This is a genomic window from Micromonospora sp. NPDC047521 (assembly GCF_055587305.1).
Genome location: NZ_JBVJGN010000028.1, coordinates 1 through 17211, shown reverse-complemented (window position 1 = coordinate 17211; position 17211 = coordinate 1). Strand labels below are relative to the sequence as shown.

The following is a 17211-nucleotide window of genomic DNA, read 5'->3' as shown; positions in this document are numbered from 1 at the left end:
TCGCCACCGCGGCAGTATCCACGGCGGCCATCGATCCTTCGGACATCAGGTGCTGCTCCTTGATCAGGAGTTACACCGTTCGTCTTACAGTCCCCCGGTCGCAAACCGGGGTCGTGTGCTCGAGCTGTGGTCCTGGGCTGGGAGAACGGCGGTCCGGGTGACGTGGGTGAACGTGGGCCACTCCCTGCCACCCCAGGTGAACCCCCAGGTCGCTAGACTAGGCCCTCGCGCCCTCGTAGCTCAGGGGATAGAGCATCGGTTTCCTAAACCGTGTGTCGCAGGTTCGAATCCTGCCGGGGGCACCGAAACAAGGCCCTGACCAGCAAGAAGCTGACCAGGGCCTTGATGTTTATCTATGCAGTTTTGAATCGCCCCCCGAAAACCCCTCAGTAACGCTGGTGGGCGATCGGGTTCTAGCTAGCGGTTCCGTGGCGGGGCATGTCGGGACGGCCCCTGTATGCCTATCCGGTCCGGCGTGGGCCATGGGGGCGACGCTCGTGCCTGGTTTTGGCCCGGCCAGCGCCAAGTTGTTCGAGGATGTCGGAGCTGTCCGGGGCGAGAGCGGGCTTGACGATGTAGTGCCTGTTGGTGACCTGCTCGGTGGCGTGCCCGAGCTGGGCGGCGGCGTGCTTGGCGTCAGCCTCCTTGTCGATCAGGGTGGCGACGGTCTTGCGAAAGGTGTGTGGCGTGACCCATTCGAGGCCAGCGTCGACCCGGGCCTGACGCCACTGGCGACGCACGTTCTGCGGAGACAGCCAGGTACCACGCCGGGAGGCAAAGATCGCATCGTGGGGGTTATCGGCGGCGTTGAGCTTTCGGGCCATCAGCATTCCTACCGCAAAGCGAGGAAGGACAACGGTTCGGAAGCCGGCGTCGGATTTCGTCCAGTCCTGCCGGAAGAAGCCCTTGCCCTTGAGGTAAACGATCGTGCCGCAAATGGTCAGTGTCGGGCGTTCGGCGGCAAGGTCGAGGTCTTCCCAGCGCGTTACCAGGATTTCGCCGATGCGGGCGCCGGTAGCGAGCATGAGGTCGACGATGTCGCCCAGATCGCCGGTGTGCCGAGGCCCGGGTTTACCGGGGCTGGCCTGCTGCCACCGCCGGATTGCCGCACGGACGCCCTCCAACTGCTCTGTCTCTAAGGCAACGACCTTGCGGCGTGGGTTGCGTAGTCGGCCGGTTTCGCGGACGGGGTTAGTCGTTATTGCGCCACGGCGTACGGCCAGGGCGAGCATCTGCGTCAGGACGACCTTCGCGAGCCTGGCAGCTGTCGGGCGGTCCTCGGCGACCTTGCGCAGGAACTTGTCGATGCGGCCGACGCTGGCCTCCCGGATACGAAGGTTGCCCAGGGCAGGCACGACCGAGACGCGCACGCTCACTTCGTACTGGCTGATGGTCTGCGGCGCGAGACGCTCCTCTGCGGTGATCTCTTCGAGCCAAAGGCTGGCGAGTCTGCTGATGTGGGTCTCACGGGTGATCTCGTCGTCGTTGGGAGCGGCACGGTCACGAAGTTTGACCTTGAGTGCCCGGATGGCGGCGGGGCCGGTGGTGTCGGTGGCCTCGACGTCGCGGGTGCTGCCGTCGTAGTCGCGGAATCGGGCTCGGGCGCAGTACCGGTTGGGGCCGAGCTTCTCGGTGCGGATGTTGCCCCAGGTGCCGATGGGTAGGGGAGGTCGGGCCATGGCTCAGCGCTCCGGGTCGGTGTGGTCGTCGAGCCAGCGTTCGACCTCGCTGCGCCGGTAGCGCAGGGTGTTGCCGACCCGGATGGCGCGAGGTCCCTTACCTCGGCTGTGCCAGGCGTAGAGGGTGTTTTTCGGTTTGCCCAACCAGGTCGCGACGTCATCGATGGTCAGGAGGGGGTCGGGTCGCCACTCGGCTGCCGTCGGGGTGCTCATTGCCGGCCCGGAGCAGTAGGTGAATCGAGTTGTGGGCGTGGCCCTTGGGGGTCGCCGGACCGCCGGTGGGCGGTGGGGTCGGGCTGTACGTCCCCTGGCGTGGGGTGCGGATAGGGCGGGCACGGATCGGATGTCCTTTCACCGTCCCGGTCCGGGTGGGACCGGGGATCGATGGCGCTGCCGCCGGGATTGGCGTTTGCGGGGGCACCGCCTGTGCACGTCGATCCACGCGGTGCGGGGCGAAGGCATCAAGCCGGCCAGTGTGCGGCATTGTGCGTGCTGACCTGCTCTCGGCGTCGTGTGGGACGGAGATCGTCGGGGCTCTCAGGACCAGCACGTCCTCGTGCTGGAGGAGCCATTGCGGGTCACCGCTGGCGATGGCGTCGCGGACGTTCTTCTGCTGGAAGAACGAGGCCCGGGGGATGATCACGCTGTCGCGGACGCCGCAGATGAGGGCGATGCATTCCTCGACCAGTTCGAGGCCGGCGTTGATGCCGGCGGCGGCGACCATGCCGGGGATGTCGATGAGTTCGCCGTGGCGGCGGTAGGGCCGGGCGGTGACGACGACGTGTCCGCCGGGCCGCAGCAGAGTCCGGCAGCCGGCAAGGATCGCGGTGAACCCGTCGGCGAGTTCGCCAGGGCTGCGGTAGGCGAGGTTGTCCGTGCCGCCGTACTTGTGGTTGATCTTGCGGACCTTGCCTCGTCTCGGGCCGGGTGTGCGGACGTGGCCGTGGGTGGACGACCCATAGGGCGGTGAGGTGATCACGAGGGAGACCTGGCCGTGCAGGCTGGCCGGCAGCAGTGCCGGCAGCGCGGTCGCGTCCCCGTGGTAGATCTCGCCCCTGCCAGGTGCCCCGGTCTGGAGGGTGTGGCGGATGTTGTCGGCTGCCTTGGCGACCCATTCGGCTTCGTACTCGACGCCGACGCCGTGACGGCCGAGGTGCATGGCCTCGATGACGGTGGTGCCAATGCCGGCCATGGGGTCGAGGACCACATCGCCGGGGTTGGTGTAGGTGCGGATGGCGTAGCGGGGGATGGTCGGCAGCATCTTGCCGGGGTGCGTCAACGACTCCGGGGTGTATCGGCCGCGCCGCAGGTCCCGCGACGCGGTTTGACCGGTGAGCCAGACCGAGCCGAGGTAACCCTTGGTGAGCAGTGCCGCCGGGTCGGACGCGCTGGGGTACGGCGGTTCGGAGTCGTGGGGGTCGCCGATGTGGAACGGCGGACGGGGCTCAGGCATGGGCGTTCTCCTCACCGGTGGTGGTGGTGGTGCCGAACGCGAGCAGGTCCCGGAAGGTCGGCAGGTGGCGGCCGGCGAGCAGACGTCGGCCGTCGTCGGCCTCGTCGGGGCGTTCCGGGGCGGTGCGCGGCTCGTGCTCGGGCAGCGGGACGAGGACGGCGGGTATGTGCTGGTGGTAGAAGAACCCGGCGGCGCGGGCGGCGGCGATGACTGTGGCGCGGTGGCTGAACTCGCCCGGCTGGGGCTGCGCGGCGTTGAGTCCGACAAGCAGGAACCCGCCGGGGCGTAGCAGAGGCCGCCAGGTGCTCATTGCTGTGGCGATGCCGTCTCGGGCGAGGCCCTGTGCGCCCTGCGGCAGGGTCGCCAGGATCAGGTCGACACGTGGGCCGGGACGTCGCATGGCGCGCCGCGTCCGGTGTTCGGGGGCGGGCGGCAGGAGCCGCACGTGCAGGCCATGGCGACTGGTGACCAGCCGGGCCGGTACCCGGTCCAGGTAGGCGGTCGCGGCGATGGCGGCGGGGTGCGCGTCGAGGTCGAGCACCACGTCACCGGCTTGGGTGTAGCGGCGGATGAGGTAGGCGAGGTGGCTCGGGGATAGCCCGTGCCAGTCTGGCGCTCCCGGACGGGGCGTGCGCAGGACGTGGGTTCGGGGAAGGAGCAGCCCAACCGGTGCTGGCTGAGGCCGGTCACCGGGGGCGGTGGAGCTGGGCTTCGGCATGGGCGTGTGGGCCACGTCCGCCGACAAACGCTGACACTAGGGGATTACAAATCCGAGCCTCGGATTGGAAACCGCACCCGCTGCCAAGCCAGGTACGTCGCGCGACGCCGACCGGTTGAACAAGATCCTCAACGGGTTGAACACGATGTCAGAGCCGTCGAGACACCGGCTGTCGACGACATCCGTCGGCATGCGGGCCAGCGTGCGAACTGGGTACGCCCGAACGTGTACAGGTCAATAACGAGGCTCAAGGATTGATCTCGAAGGTCCGCCATCCTGCGGTCGATCTGGCCATCAACTTCAGCGACGCTGGCTGTCCGAGTCGAGCCAAGATCGTGATCAGTGAGGGTGACTGTTTGGCGCCTAGTACTCCAGCCGTACTTCCTGATTTAGTGTTTTGGCAGCTCATCGGCATGATCGACGTTCGAGTTGTGCCGGCCGCGTAGCTGCGGATGTCGATACTAATCGGTGGCTGGCTGGGTGATCGCACCGTCTGTCTGTTGTGGTCTGTAGCAGGGCGGGCAGGCTTTCGTGCTTGTGTTGATCGATGAGATCGCGGGCTGGCGCGCAGGTCTGGATGATCTGTTGGCGCGGTTCGCGCGCCGTTTCGGGCGGGCGGAGCCGCGCCGGCAGGCGCTGAGTTATCTGGTCGGGTTGCTGTCGCCGCTAGCGAGCAAGAACGGCTGGACCCTGGCCGAGGCCGCCGGTGACACCACGCCGGACCGGATGCAGCGGCTGCTCAACCGGTCCGCGTGGGACCCGGATGCTGTGCGCGACGACCTGTTTGCCTACGTGTCCGAGCACCTCGGCCATGACGACGGCGTGCTGATCGTCGACGAGACCGGCTTCCTGAAGAAGGGCGTGAAGTCGGCGGGGGTGCAGCGTTAGTACTCGGGCACGGCCGGGCGGACGGAGAACTGCCAACTCGGGGTGTTCCTGGCCTATGCCAGCCCGGGCGGGCGCACGCTGATCGACCGGGAGTTGTATCTGCCCCGCGGCTGGTGCGACGACCCCGCCCGCCGCGAGGAAGCCGGCATCGCAGCCAGCGTCGGGTTCGCTACGAAACCCGCGCTGGGGCTGCGGATGGTCGAACGCGCCATCACCGCCGGACTGCCGGCAAGGTGGGTCACCGCCGACGAGGCATACGGGCAGGACTCGAAGTTCCGGACGTGGCTGCAGCAGCAGCGCATCGGCTACGTGCTGGCCGTGCCCCGCAACCAACGGGTCCCGACCACGGTGGGCAACTCCCGCCCAGACGTCCTCGCCGCGAACGCGCCGGCCCTGGCCTGGAAGCGGCGCAGCTGCGGCGCCGGCGCCAAAGGGCCACGACTCTACGACTGGGCCGTGGCCTCCCTACCCGGCACGGTCGACGGATACGGCCACTGGCTGCTGATCCGCCGCAGCATCACCAACCCCACCGACCTGGCCTACTACCTGTGCTTCGGCCCCACCGGAACGCACGACGAGGACCTGATCCGGGTCGCCGGGACCCGATGGGCGATCGAGGAATGCTTCCAGACCGCAAAGACCGAGGTCGGCCTGGATCATTACCAGGTGCGTCGCTACGACGCCTGGTACCGCCACATAACACTCGTTCTGTGCGCCCACGCCTACCTCGCCGTCACCGCCACCCACGCCAAAAGGGGGCGCCGAATCCGAGGACGGCCTCATTCCGCTCACCCTCGGCGAGGTCCGACGTCTGCTGGCACACCTGATCACCACCATCCGACCCTTCGACCACATCCATCGATGGTCACGATGGCGACGCCGACACCAGCATCGCGCCAAAACAGCCCACTACCAGCGAAGACTCCAACTCCACCAGGTGCGGCTGGAGTACTAAGGCGCTCACGGCCAGCCTAAGTAATAGCTATGCCGGTGTCGAGAGCGCGAGCGTCCATTTAGCTTCGCTCCAGCGAGCCGGTCTTGCGGCTGCTGTGCTCGAAGATGCCGATGGCAGCGAGACCGACTACAAAGTAGGCGACGCCGATCGCTAGTTCCTTCAGCAGAAGCGTCGAAACGGCCTGGAGAGGCGCGCCGTCGACAACCTCCCGCGCCGCCTCGATCACATGGGTTAGGGGCAGCCAGGGACTGACCGCCGCCATCCAGCCTGGCAACTCCTCCACAGATACGTTCACACCGCAGAAGATCAGCAACAGCCCAAAGATGATATTGGACAGGACTGCGGTTTGCCGCACCCGAAGCCCCAAGGCGGCGTTGATCATCCCAATGCCGGTACAGGAGGCTGAGCCAACAGCGACGACCAGAAGCACCTGCGGCCACGTTGACAGCGGGATGGTGACGTCGAGCAGCGCGGCACCGACGGCAAGGCTGAACGTGGAGACGATGCACCCGTTCACCAACACCGGCACCGCGCGTCCGAGGAACAGCGGAACGCGTCGAGCCGGTGTCGACAGGACGATCCCCAGGGTCTGCGTATTTCGCTCACCAGCGACTGTGTTGGCCATGGCGAAGAGGCAGGGGATGGCCACGTACTGCACCGCGTTGCCGACGAGGTAGAAGGCGTCCGAGCCGGTCCCGGCGCTGCGGCCGATGTAGGCGAAAAGCAGGATTTGGAAGATCGGCGCGACCAGAAGGCTCGGTATGTAGATCCATGGGCTCAGCCAATGGAACAACGCGCGGAAGCTGATCAACCCGCCGATGAAGAAGACGCGTATCGAGTGCATTGCACGCCTTAGGTGAGGGAAAGGGTCGCGTGCCGCCGCGCGGATCGCAGCACAGTTTCGCTAAGCAACGCGGCGACTGACGCGTAGCCCAGGGCCAGCCCCATGCAGATCCCAAGGGACAACCAAGGTGAGCTGCCGGTTGCGGACTCGCGCAGAGCTTCCATGCCCCACGTCGGCGGCAGCGCGTACGAGATGGGGGTCACCCAGGCCGGCAGGACCGACAGAGGCACGAGGAACCCGCAGAGCAGCCAGCCCGGGTACTCGAGCACGTTACCCAACGCCCAGGCGGTGCGGTAGCGGACCACCGTGACTGACAGTAGCAGGCCGACCATGGAAACTGATGCGATCGATAGCATTACCGACAGCACGAACAGCGGAACGTTGGCGATATGCAGGGGAATGTCGAAGACCAACCAACCCCATAGCAGCGTGGCGCCCATGCTGTACACGCCTATGGTGCCGATCGCGACTGTGAGCGGTACCAGCGCCAGAACGAAGGGCGTCGGCGCCGCTACGAGCAGCTCCAGCGTCCCCAGCCAGCGTTCCCGCTGGAGGGTGCTGCTGGCCGTCGTGGCGATGGTGCTCCAGATGCCCATCATGGACGCCCCGAGGCCGGCGTAGACCATGGACTGGGGGTCGCCCGTCGCCCGGTACACAAGAAATGCCGCGGTCGCGAAGAACAGCGGCCAGATCACCTGAAGCGCGCCCTCGAAAGCCGACGTTGCGATGATCTTGAAGTGGAGCCACCAGGTGATGATGATCATCCGTGCGAGTTGCATCGGACGCATCGCCGCGGTCACGGCTTCCCCACAAGTTCGACGTACGCGTCCTCAAGCGTCGGTTCACGGGAAATGATCCGACCGACCGGGGTGTCGGCGAGGTTGGTCAGCACCGTCTGGGTGATATCCACGTCAGAGCGGGTCTGGATGTTGAGCACCTGAGCGTGTCCCCGCTCCTCCACGGTCATGGTCTGTACTCCGGGCAAGGCGCGAACGGCCTCCAGCTGGTCCGGAAGTAGGCCGAACGTTTCGATCTCGACCACGTTGCCCGACGACACTCTTTGCTTCAGGTCGCTCGGTGTCCCCTCGGCGACGATCTTCCCATCACGGATGACGGCGATCCGCCCGCAGAGGTCGTCGGCCTCGAACATGTAGTGCGTGGTCAACAGGACCGTCTTGCCGCCGGCAGCCAGCGCGGCGATGGTGGACCGCAGTTCCCGGGCTCCCACCGGGTCGATGCCGATCGTTGGTTCGTCGAGGAAGACCACAGCCGGGTCGTGTAGGAGCCCGCGTGCTATGTGTAGCCGCTGACGCATGCCTCGGGAGAAGCCCTCAACGCGCTCCCGCTCGCGGCCGGAGAGCCCGACCGTCTCCAGGAGCTCCGGGATCCTCGTGCGCTGGGTCCTTGGCGGAATTCCGTACAGTTCTGCGAAGTAGCGAAGGTTGTCCAGCGCCGACAGACGGTCGTACAAGCCACGGTCACCGCCGAACACGTAGCCGATGTTTCGGCGGACCGCACGCGGATCGTCCACCACATCATGACCCATCACCCGGGCCGAACCACCTGTGGGGAGCAGCAGCGTGGTCAATATCTTGATCGTGGTTGTCTTTCCGGCGCCGTTCGGTCCGAGTAGACCGAAGAGCTCTCCCTTGTCAATGGTGAAACCAATGCCACGGACAGCTTCCACAACCTTGCGGTTGCGCTTGAAGATCCCGGTGCTGAAGCGGTATGAGCGCGTAAGACCTTCGACTTCGACTAACGGCATGCCGGCGATGGTAGCGGAGATGCCGATTCCTGGGAAGGGTGTACATTGAGCGCGGATCAGAAGAGTATGACGGCGTCAACGACGAGGCCCGGTGCGGGGCATGAGATCCGTAAAGACGTACGCACCTGCACTTGAAGTTGGTTTAGCCGGTCCGACCCACCGTGAGCCCGGTGGCCGACGACTCGCGGGGCGGACGGGGCGGATGCGAGGCCCTGCGCTGTGGGTGTCGAGCCCGAAAAGACGGGCCGGACCAGGTGATTCTCTCAGCAGAGCAGCACGGGCTGACATCGAGATATCGCCGTGTTACGCTGCCAACGCAGGTCAGTCCGGATGTCCTGCCTCCCATCAGCGGCCCTCATGGCGGGTTGCCGCTCGATTCCCCCGCGATTAGCTCAAGGCACGATTCCCTCAGGACATATCCTGCGCGAGTCCCGGCCGGTGCCGTCGTTCCAGCACGGATTCAGGGTCTACAGGGTTGGTGTGGAGAGCGCCGGGCTAATGATGCGCTGACAGCATTGTTGCTCCACCGTCCCTCGTCACTGCTTCCCACTCGTTACCGGAGGTTTCTTGGAAGCGGATAGGCGCCCGGCGAATATCACCGAACCCGACCACCGCCTCCGGCATTAGGCAGGGCGCCGATTTTCCCGGACGGACCGGGAGGCAGGCACGTGTTGCCACGCAGCTTGGCCGAATGCATGCGATGGACTTTCCAGCGGCACGGTCACGCCGGGACCGATCGAAAGGAGTGCGAACTTGAGTGAAGGGCCACCGACGACATGACCTCCCCCATGAGTCAAACTCCAACCGCCCTAACCGCAGGTGTTTCACGGGCACGGCCCTCCGCGATCGATGACATCGCCGAAATACTCGACCACTTTCCCGATGAGATCGCCGTGCTGGAGCCGCAGCATCGGGTTACCTACGACGAACTCGGCCAGCGCGTCTCTGAGGCGGAGACCACACTGACTCGAGCCGGCATGTCCGCGGGGGACCTCGTCCAAATCCAGGGGGCGGTCAGCGCTTCGCAGCTCGCGCACCTACTGGCGGCCCTGCGCTGTGGAGCGGTGGTGTGGCTCACCGAGGGTGGTGAGCGCCCGCAGGCCAGTAGCGGGTCCACACAGGAGCCTCTACTGACCGTGTCGGTCGACGGGGCATCCGGGCGCGCCGATGTCACTCGCCGACGCGACCTTCCGACCGACATCACGTTGGCGATCAGCCAGCTCCAGACCAGGCGAAGCGAGGTCTACGCGGCGGGGGGAGGCTATCTCGTTCGCTCGTCGGGAAGCACCGGCCGGCGCAAGCTTATCCTGGGTGACCTGCGCTCGCTGAGTTCGTTCGTCGCATGGCAGCGCGCTGAGTTCGGTTTCTCTCCGCGCGACCGGGTCGCCGCCCTGACCAGCGTCGAGTTCGATGTCGTCTACCGCGAAATGTTCGCCGCGCTCGCCAGCGGTGCCGCACTTGTCTGCCCGCCGCCGCAACTGCGTGGCAGCAAGATCCTAGGCTGGCTGCTCGACACGCGATGCACCGTTTTGCACGTGGTTCCGTCCCTAGCCAGGTTCTGGCTGACCGCCGCGCAGGCCGGCCTCCTGCCACAGGCAGTTCGACCCGCGCTCCGCATGACCTTCTTCGCCGGCGAGCCGCTGGACGGACAGCTGGTGGATCAGTGGCGGTCACGCACGGGCCAGGACCAAAGCATTGTGAACCTCTACGGCCCTGCGGAGACCACCCTGGCGAAGTTCTACTACCGAGTACCGCAGCCGCTGCGCCATGGCATCGTACCGGTCGGTGATCCGTTAGCCGGAACATCGGTGACGATCCGGCATCCCGAAACCGGCGAGACGCTGGCCGAAACGAGCGTCGGCGAGGTCGTGATAGCCACCCGCGACGGCTCGCTGGGCTACCTGGGTGAGCCGCCCGCAGAAGTGGCCGAGAGGTTCAGCCGCAGCGGCGAGTGGGTTACATTCCGCACCGGCGACCTGGGCGCGATCCGGTCCGAGGGCCTCGTGCTGTCCGGCCGGCTCGACAGCACGCTGAAGGTCAACGGGGTCTGGGTCAACTGTCACGACGTAGAGCGCACACTGCGCGATCATGAGGCGGTCGAGGAGGCTGCCGTCGTGCCCGCACGGACCGACAAAGGAACCAAGCTTCACGGCTTCGTGGTGATCAGGGACGACACGCCGGTGAGTGCCCTACGTACCCACGTTTTGCGAGAGCTCGGGACAGCCTCGGTACCCGCCCGGCTCACCCGTTTGGACACCCTGCCTAAACTCAGCACCGGAAAAATTGATCGTCTGGCCATGCGACGCATGGGGCGAAACCAACAACGAAGTGAGGGAGACACCATGCACGAGAGCCGCACCCACACGCCGACCGCAGAGGATCTGAACCGCAGGATCGTGGACGTTGCCCGATCCGCGCTCGGTGCCGACGTGCGAGACGATCGCGACCTGCTGGAGCAGGGGCTCGACTCGCTCGCAGCGCTCGAGTTGTGCGCTGTGATCGAGGAGGAGTTCCTCGTGCCGTGTACTCCGGAAGACATCTTCGAGCATCCGGTGCCGAACGAACTGACCCGACTTCTCCTGGCGAGGCTTCGTGATGCGGCCTGAGGGACCTCCCTCCATGGTGCGCGTCGAGATCGTTCCCACGATCGCGGACATCAGCGAGTCGTCGTGGAACTCGGTAGTGCCCGATGACGCCTTCTACTCCTCGTACCGGTGGATCCGCAGTCATGAGCGTCTGCCCGGAATGAAGTCTGCCTACCTGCGCCTGCTTCGCGGCTCCAACCTTGTGGCTGCGGCGCCGATCAGTCTCATGAAGCACGAGCTGTCAGACGCGTATTCGCATCAGCACTTCGGCGAGGTCTTCGCCGAGAGGGGCGTCTACGCGGTGCTGGGGGCACGGCGCGGTTACCGGAACTCGTGGTTGATCGGTCGGGACACGACCAGTGACGAGCGTGATGAGTTGACCCAACTTCTCATGGACTCTGCCCTGGATGTGGCGGCGGGCTGGGGCGCCGACATGCTGGTCGCTCCATACCTTACCGAGGAGGCTGTCGCGGGGCTCGCGAACCTGCGAGCTGTGCGGAGCAGCCGGGAGGTGACCACTGAAGCTGTTCTCGACCTGCCGGGCGGCAGCTTCAACGACTACCTGACGACGATTCAATCGAAGAACAGGCGAACGTCAGTACGCCGCGAGCGGCTGGAACTCGTACGATCGAAGCTGACGGTCCACGTGGAGCGACCCGCTGCCAAGCTCCCAGACCGGCTGGTTGACCTGGTCGCGCAGGTCGAGTCGAGGCACGGGCGACGTGCGACCAGTAGTGGACTGCGCAGATACTTGACGTCGACGTTCGCAGACGACCCGGAGCACGCACGGCTCATCAGCTGCCGGAACCCCGACGGCTCCATGATCTCGGCTACGCTGGCCTACGAGTGGGGACCAGCGCTGTTCGTGAAGGCCACGGGCACCGACTATCTTTCGGTACCACCCGGCTCGTTCGCGCATTTCAATACGACCTACTACGGACCGGTCGACTACTGCGCCGCCCGCGGTTTGCGCAAGATCTACTTTGGTGTCGGCGCCATGGGGACAAAGCTGTCCCGAGGATGCGGCGAGAGGCGCCTCTACCACGCGCTGCTGGGCCGGTGAGCCCTCGAACGTGCCTCGGCTACATGGTTCCGATCCGCACGCGGCCGGCTAGCCGCCCGGCCAGATTCGCGCACTCGTCGGCTGTCTCCGCAGCCACGGTCAGCAGGAGGTAGTGCTCTGCCGGGTGCGCCAACCTGGCCTGCGCTCCCACCGAGGTCGCCAGACTCCAGCCACACACTCCCTCAATGGCCTGCAACTCCTGTGGGCTCGGCAGCCGCGAAATGATGCCGGGTTCAGCCGGACGTATGTTGACGCCTGCGACGCAGCGGCCGGGATCGGCGGGCTCGGGCCGAGTGCCGAACAAGTGCCCCTCCGCAACGATCCGCCAGATGTCCCTGCCGAAGTACTCGCTGAGCATCATGGGTATCCAGATGCCGCCGATCCGGTTCGCTATCTCGCCGAACACCAGCCCGCCGTCTGGCTTGACGAATACCTCCATGTGCGTGGCGCCGTGCCGTATGCCCAGCGCCTCGTTCACCGACGATTGCATACGACGGAGATCCCGAAACAGGCCGACGTTAGCCGCTGGGTCCAGGATGTACGACCCATCGACGGTCGCGGTCCCGGAACCGGCGCTCTTGGCAACCATGAGTTTCGGCTGGAGGTAGCGGTGAACGACAAAACTCAGGCAGTCCCCGTCGTGCCACAACGCGTCGACACACACCTCCTCTCCCGCGATGAATTCCTCAACGATCAGCTGCTTCGACTTGATCAACGGGTTGACCGCGTAGGTCGCGAGGGTCCTGCTCAAATCGTCCAGCCCCTCGACCCGGGCGGTGTTCATCGTGCCGAAGCCGAACGCCGGCTTCACCACCACGGGAAAGCCGAGGCGGTGGGCGACCTCCGTCACCGTCTGCGGAGTGCGCTTGTCAGAGACCGACACGAAGGCCGCAGTGCGCACGCCATGCTGCTGGACGAGGCACTTCATGACGCGCTTGTCCCGCTGGCCGATCGAGAGCGCGGGATGGCGGTCACGAACGAGGGCGCGTTCGAGGTACGCCGCTCCGAGCTGGCTGAACTCGTGATGGCTCAGGACGTGGTCCACGTTAATACCGCTCACCAACAGATCACCGACCACGCCCGCCAACTCCTCAAGGGAGTCGAAGCTGCTAATGCTGTAGACGCGGGAAAAAGCGGCCAGCAATTCCTCTTCAATCGGCCCGCGCCGGTCATAGCTATCCAGGATGAGGTACCGGGACAGCGGAATGTCCGTCAGCGCCGCCGCCAACTGGGGCTGCCACTTGCACATCAGCACAGTCGGCTGCGCGGCTGACAACTGCTTCACCATTCCCTCGCTGATCCGCTCTGCGCCGAACGACCCGGCGTCCCGTTCAGTCAATTCGCCCACGTCACGTTGGCTGGCCTATTCGTCGAGGCTGACCTGGCCGAAAAGCAGGATCTGGAAGGCTCGCGGCCGGAGAGCCCGACCGTCTCCAGGAGCTCCGGGATCCTCGTGCGCTGGGTCCTTGGCGGAATTCCGTACAGTTCTGCGAAGTAGCGAAGGTTGTCCAGCGCCGACAGACGGTCGTACAAGCCACGGTCACCGCCGAACACGTAGCCGATGTTTCGGCGGACCGCACGCGGATCGTCCACCACATCATGACCCATCACCCGGGCCGAACCACCTGTGGGGAGCAGCAGCGTGGTCAATATCTTGATCGTGGTTGTCTTTCCGGCGCCGTTCGGTCCGAGTAGACCGAAGAGCTCTCCCTTGTCAATGGTGAAACCAATGCCACGGACAGCTTCCACAACCTTGCGGTTGCGCTTGAAGATCCCGGTGCTGAAGCGGTATGAGCGCGTAAGACCTTCGACTTCAACTAACGGCATGCCGGCCATGGTAGCGGAGCCTGTCAAGTTAACGGCCCTGTCTCACATTCGGTGGTGACGGAGGGCGATAGGGTGTCGTTGATCCTATGTGGAGTGCTTGAGCAAGCTTGTGCAGATGAGAGGCCATTCGAAAGTCGGTCGACACCCATGGCTGTCACGTTCAGTGAGATTCGAGGGGTGATTGCGGCCAGGGCTGTCTGGCCGGAGTAGACGCAGCGGCCGGAAGCCTATGATCATCATGTGCGACGAAGTTGATCGAGAGCCAGTCGCAGCGCTGTGAAAGTACGACAGGACTCCCGGCGGGCCATCTCGCCGACCTGACAGCACGATCCGGTAGTACGCGGCCCAGCCCCGGATGATCGTGTTGAGCCGCTGCAAGACCGCCTCGGCGTTAGCCCCCGCAGGGCCTTCACTTCGGCGGACAACCGCGCCTGGATCCGTGGCCGCAAGAGCGACCCGAACGACGCGGCGTTCCTGGCCCGCGCGGGAGCCTCCGGAATGGTGATGGCTTCGTTCGTGCCCCCGCGGGCGATCCGGGGGCTACGGGATCTGACCCGCTGGCGCACCGAGGTCGTCGTGGCCCGCGGTCAGGAGGCCAGCGGCTGGAGAGGGAGTTGGAAGACACCGGGATGAAGCTGACCTCTGTGCTGACCGACCTGACAGGATTCAGCTCCCGGCGCATCCTGGATGCACTCATCGGCGGCGAACGCGATCCGCCTTGGCCGAGCTGAGCTTCGGCACGGCCCGGAAAAAGATCCCGGCGCTGGTCGAGACCCTTGATGGCGCGTTCACCGACTACCATGCGTTCAGGTGCCGGCACTACCTGGAACAGATCGACCACCTTGACACCGTGGTCGCCGCGTTGGACGCCCGGATCGCCAAGTTCGCTCGCCGCTCGCGCGGTGCTACCGACTCCACCGATCAATTTCGCCGAGGAGATCAACCACCTCCATGCCGCCGCCGGTCAGCCGGTAGTCGGCACCGTCGTCGCCTTGGTGGTGCTCGACAAGGTCCTGGGCGCCCAGGTAGCTCAGGGTGTCCGGTCAGCGTCCGGAATGCACGACATCGGGGCTGATCTGAGACACCGTGTGGTGCAGTTTGGAGTAGCGCAGTGGCCCTTCGCGGAGGGCGGTCAGGACGGCGACGGAGAGCTTCCGCCGAGCGGATCGTGGTGCGCGTGCTCGTCCACCCCGCTCCGCCCGCAGTGCCGTTGTCGGCACCAGCATATCGACGCAAGGGCTTGCGGTCACATCTGAACACCCGTATACTCGCCCCTGAAACAATCGAAGCGAGCAGGGTGTCCACTTCCCCACGCCACTTCCGCAATCTGCCCCATGTGGGCGATTTCAATTCTGCCACTTCTGAGGAAGTCCATTGCCCAGAGGCTGGTTAGCTAATTGGCCTCTCCAAGCCCATGCATGGGCAGTATCCGCCTGCTAAAACTAGTCGAAGGGTCGCAGCGTTGTCTGTAAATGTTAAGGGGCCGATCTCCTGGCAGCAGGCTGCCAGGGTACGTAACGAGCAGCGGTACGGTCGGTATGGAAACAGCACGAACTCCTTCACCATTCCGGAATGGTTGAGCAACGAGACGCTGTGCAGCCGGGCATTCGAGCTGGCGAAGCGCGAAAGGGCGCTATGGATCACCGATGCGTCGGTCGAGGGTGCGGGATGGCTCTCGTACGCCGACGGCATGCGTCTACCTGTGCACGAAATCACCTGTGACAACCGTGAGCACATGATGGCCGTGACCCGAGATCTCGCCCGGACGCCCTTCGCCCGGGAAGGTGGTCTGCTGTGGAAGCTGGCGCTGTTGACCTACCCAGACGAGGGTGGTCGGCCGGTCCGGACCGCGTGGACCATCTGCGACCACCTCGTGACGGACAGACGCAGCATGCACCTCATGCAGCAGGAGTTGACGAATGAGACATACCCCCCGGAGGTCGGCCGTCGAGGCGATTACGGGGACTGGGTAGCGTGGTCCCGGGAGAAGTACCGGTACGACCAGGGGGGTAAATCGACCGCGGCCCGCGACTTCTGGCTACGCGTCCTCGACGGTGTGGAGGCGGACAGCAGGTCCGCGGTGCCATTCGCGACCCTCCCCGTGCAGCCCTTCCGCGGGTTCGCCACCACCGTGGGTGCTATCGCGGCGGTGTCGTTGGGCGACCTCAAGAGGGCCGCCAGACAGCTGAAGGTCACACCCTTCCTGTTGGTGGTCGCCAGTGCCGTTTCGACGGTTGCGGCGTCCGGGCCGGTCGACGATTTGGTGTTCCGGGTAATCACTACCGGTCGACCGACAGACCACACGAACACCCACGGCTGGTTCGCCGACTCGTTGCCTATGCGGCTGCGGGACGGAGCATTGAACGACATTCGACATGTCCTAGATCTTGTGAGACCTCTCTGGGCGCGGATGTTGCGTTTTCACGACACGCCCTGGGACTTCATTCGTACCGCGTGCTCGCCGAATGCGGTGCCGGTGGAGGTGGAACCAGGCTCCGAACAGCTCGTGGTCAATTTCGTGCCATTCGAGTTGGAGCCGTTCGACGGAGGACCGGTGGAAGCGGTGACGGTGCCGGGGCACATCGAAAGCCTCCACCTCGGGGTGCGCCCGATGTCCAACGGGCGATGCGATCTCGATTGCGTCTTCAACGCGGACCACTACCCGGTCAAGGACGTTCAGCTGTTCGTCGAAGACGTTGCCAGGAATCTTGCGCGGCTGGTTGACGAGACGAGGGGCCGATAGCTCGATGGACCCAGAGCACGCCATCGGCCTTCTCGTCGAGCAACCGCGCAAGCCGGGAACCGTCCCTGAGTTCGTGGCACAAGTACGAGGGTCACGGGGCTGCCTGCCTGATCGAGTTCTCGCAGCACGCGGATGGTCTTGGCTCGGGCGAGTTCGTGTCGTCGTCGGGCCGCGGTGACCAGGTGCATGGTGTTGTCAGCTCGCATCGGCGGCCCGGCCTGTGGTGGTGTGCGGGCCGGTGATGATGCGGTCGAGGTTGAGCAGGACTTGCTGGTTCATCTCCGCCAGCCGCTGGTGGCCTCGGGCCTCGGCGGCGGTGATGATCTGGAGGACCTGTCGGCGGTGCTCGTGGTGTTGGGGCAGGAACTCGGGTGTGGTGAGGAGCATCGGGCAGGTCAAGCAGGCGTTGGCGTGCGGGCAGCTTTTCTGGACGGGCAGCCCGCAGTAGCCGTTCGGCAGGGCCTGGGGCGGCCTCGGCCAGCGGCCCGTCGGGGTCGAGGATGACAGTCTCACCCCAGCGCGCCCGACCCCCACCACGAGGGACAAAACGGTCAGCCGAAACGGACCACGAGGAAAAACATTCTGACGGATTGAGGCTAAGGGACGTCTCGTAACTGGGTGAAGGCGTTGTCTGGGGCGGGGCCGTTGGTCAGCCGGTGAGGATGATGTTGTGGAGGTTCGCGATGCCGGA

13 protein-coding genes, 1 tRNA gene and 2 pseudogenes are annotated in these 17211 nt (G+C 65.3%); 5 read left to right on the top strand and 11 right to left on the bottom strand.

The window, feature by feature from the left end; all coding sequences use genetic code 11:
* Positions 1-229: 229 nt before the first annotated feature.
* Positions 230-302: transfer RNA gene (locus tag ACZ6N8_RS30950), tRNA-Arg, on the top strand.
* Positions 303-461: 159 nt separating this feature from the next.
* Here ACZ6N8_RS30950 and ACZ6N8_RS30945 read toward each other — a convergent pair.
* From ACZ6N8_RS30945 to ACZ6N8_RS30930, 4 genes and pseudogenes are all read right to left on the bottom strand, one after another.
* Entirely contained in the window at positions 462-1679 is a 1218-nt protein-coding gene (locus tag ACZ6N8_RS30945) for a tyrosine-type recombinase/integrase (RefSeq protein ID WP_466014576.1), read from the bottom strand.
* 3 nt (positions 1680-1682) lie between these two features.
* Positions 1683-1892, bottom strand: a complete 210-nt coding sequence (locus ACZ6N8_RS30940; RefSeq protein ID WP_355493792.1) for a helix-turn-helix transcriptional regulator — start codon at positions 1890-1892, stop codon at positions 1683-1685.
* Positions 1889-3132: pseudogene (locus ACZ6N8_RS30935) on the bottom strand (TRM11 family SAM-dependent methyltransferase). Before ACZ6N8_RS30935 ends, ACZ6N8_RS30940 begins: the two are co-directional and overlap by 4 nt.
* Complete coding sequence (locus tag ACZ6N8_RS30930) at positions 3125-3850, bottom strand: hypothetical protein (protein ID WP_466014575.1); 726 nt, start codon at positions 3848-3850, stop codon at positions 3125-3127. Before ACZ6N8_RS30930 ends, ACZ6N8_RS30935 begins: the two are co-directional and overlap by 8 nt.
* Before the next feature lie 537 nt (positions 3851-4387).
* On the opposite strand from ACZ6N8_RS30930, the pseudogene ACZ6N8_RS30925 reads away from it, so the two are divergent.
* Positions 4388-5713, top strand: a pseudogene (locus ACZ6N8_RS30925) (IS701 family transposase).
* Positions 5714-5751: 38 nt separating this feature from the next.
* Here the strand turns inward: ACZ6N8_RS30925 and ACZ6N8_RS30920 are convergent.
* From ACZ6N8_RS30920 to ACZ6N8_RS30910, 3 genes are read right to left on the bottom strand one after another with little or no spacing between them, the layout of a single operon-like run.
* Positions 5752-6537 carry an ABC transporter permease gene (locus ACZ6N8_RS30920; RefSeq protein WP_466014573.1) on the bottom strand — a complete coding sequence of 262 codons (786 nt, stop codon included), beginning with the start codon at positions 6535-6537 and terminating at the stop codon, positions 5752-5754.
* 8 nt (positions 6538-6545) lie between these two features.
* On the bottom strand, positions 6546-7337 hold the full coding sequence (locus tag ACZ6N8_RS30915) for an ABC transporter permease (RefSeq protein WP_466014571.1): 792 nt from the start codon (positions 7335-7337) through the stop codon (positions 6546-6548).
* The gene (locus ACZ6N8_RS30910) at positions 7334-8302 is read right to left on the bottom strand and encodes an ABC transporter ATP-binding protein (protein ID WP_466014569.1); all 969 of its coding nucleotides are present in this window, start codon (positions 8300-8302) and stop codon (positions 7334-7336) included. The genes ACZ6N8_RS30915 and ACZ6N8_RS30910 overlap by 4 nt, the downstream gene beginning before the upstream one ends.
* A gap of 788 nt (positions 8303-9090) precedes the next feature.
* On the opposite strand from ACZ6N8_RS30910, the gene ACZ6N8_RS30905 reads away from it, so the two are divergent.
* On the top strand, positions 9091-10908 hold the full coding sequence (locus ACZ6N8_RS30905) for a non-ribosomal peptide synthetase (RefSeq protein ID WP_466014567.1): 1818 nt from the start codon (positions 9091-9093) through the stop codon (positions 10906-10908).
* A 13-nt stretch (positions 10909-10921) separates the two neighbouring features.
* On the top strand, positions 10922-11950 hold the full coding sequence (locus tag ACZ6N8_RS30900; protein WP_466014565.1) for a peptidogalycan biosysnthesis protein: 1029 nt from the start codon (positions 10922-10924) through the stop codon (positions 11948-11950).
* Between the two features lie 19 nt (positions 11951-11969).
* Here ACZ6N8_RS30900 and ACZ6N8_RS30895 read toward each other — a convergent pair whose 3' ends face one another.
* The 3 genes from ACZ6N8_RS30895 to ACZ6N8_RS30885 all read right to left on the bottom strand — a co-directional run bounded on the left by ACZ6N8_RS30895 (position 11970) and on the right by ACZ6N8_RS30885 (position 14155).
* Positions 11970-13298 (bottom strand): ATP-grasp domain-containing protein, encoded by a 1329-nt coding sequence (locus ACZ6N8_RS30895; RefSeq protein ID WP_466014563.1) that lies wholly within the window; start codon positions 13296-13298, stop codon positions 11970-11972.
* Positions 13286-13786, bottom strand: coding sequence for an ATP-binding cassette domain-containing protein (locus tag ACZ6N8_RS30890; RefSeq protein ID WP_466014561.1), 501 nt, complete (start codon positions 13784-13786; stop codon positions 13286-13288). The genes ACZ6N8_RS30895 and ACZ6N8_RS30890 overlap by 13 nt, the downstream gene beginning before the upstream one ends.
* 75 nt (positions 13787-13861) lie before the next feature.
* On the bottom strand, positions 13862-14155 hold the full coding sequence (locus ACZ6N8_RS30885; RefSeq protein WP_466014559.1) for a hypothetical protein: 294 nt from the start codon (positions 14153-14155) through the stop codon (positions 13862-13864).
* A gap of 1198 nt (positions 14156-15353) precedes the next feature.
* Here ACZ6N8_RS30885 and ACZ6N8_RS30880 point away from each other — a divergent pair.
* A complete protein-coding gene (locus ACZ6N8_RS30880; RefSeq protein ID WP_466014557.1) occupies positions 15354-16520 on the top strand; it encodes a condensation domain-containing protein in 1167 nt (388 codons plus the stop codon).
* 195 nt (positions 16521-16715) lie between these two features.
* Here ACZ6N8_RS30880 and ACZ6N8_RS30875 read toward each other — a convergent pair whose 3' ends face one another.
* Positions 16716-16907 (bottom strand): hypothetical protein, encoded by a 192-nt coding sequence (locus tag ACZ6N8_RS30875; protein ID WP_466014555.1) that lies wholly within the window; start codon positions 16905-16907, stop codon positions 16716-16718.
* Positions 16908-17211 lie beyond the last annotated feature (304 nt).

What these genes read in the sequence shown, in the direction of transcription:
- ACZ6N8_RS30945 (WP_466014576.1), bottom strand. Translation starts at nt 1,679, where the DNA reads ATGGCCCGACCTCCCCTACCCATCGGCACCTGGGGCAACATCCGCACC.
- ACZ6N8_RS30940 (WP_355493792.1), bottom strand. Translation starts at nt 1,892, where the DNA reads ATGAGCACCCCGACGGCAGCCGAGTGGCGACCCGACCCCCTCCTGACC.
- ACZ6N8_RS30930 (WP_466014575.1), bottom strand. Translation starts at nt 3,850, where the DNA reads ATGCCGAAGCCCAGCTCCACCGCCCCCGGTGACCGGCCTCAGCCAGCA.
- ACZ6N8_RS30920 (WP_466014573.1), bottom strand. Translation starts at nt 6,537, where the DNA reads ATGCACTCGATACGCGTCTTCTTCATCGGCGGGTTGATCAGCTTCCGC.
- ACZ6N8_RS30910 (WP_466014569.1), bottom strand. Translation starts at nt 8,302, where the DNA reads ATGCCGTTAGTCGAAGTCGAAGGTCTTACGCGCTCATACCGCTTCAGC.
- ACZ6N8_RS30905 (WP_466014567.1), top strand. Translation starts at nt 9,091, where the DNA reads ATGAGTCAAACTCCAACCGCCCTAACCGCAGGTGTTTCACGGGCACGG.
- ACZ6N8_RS30900 (WP_466014565.1), top strand. Translation starts at nt 10,922, where the DNA reads ATGGTGCGCGTCGAGATCGTTCCCACGATCGCGGACATCAGCGAGTCG.
- ACZ6N8_RS30890 (WP_466014561.1), bottom strand. Translation starts at nt 13,786, where the DNA reads ATGGCCGGCATGCCGTTAGTTGAAGTCGAAGGTCTTACGCGCTCATAC.
- ACZ6N8_RS30875 (WP_466014555.1), bottom strand. Translation starts at nt 16,907, where the DNA reads ATGCTCCTCACCACACCCGAGTTCCTGCCCCAACACCACGAGCACCGC.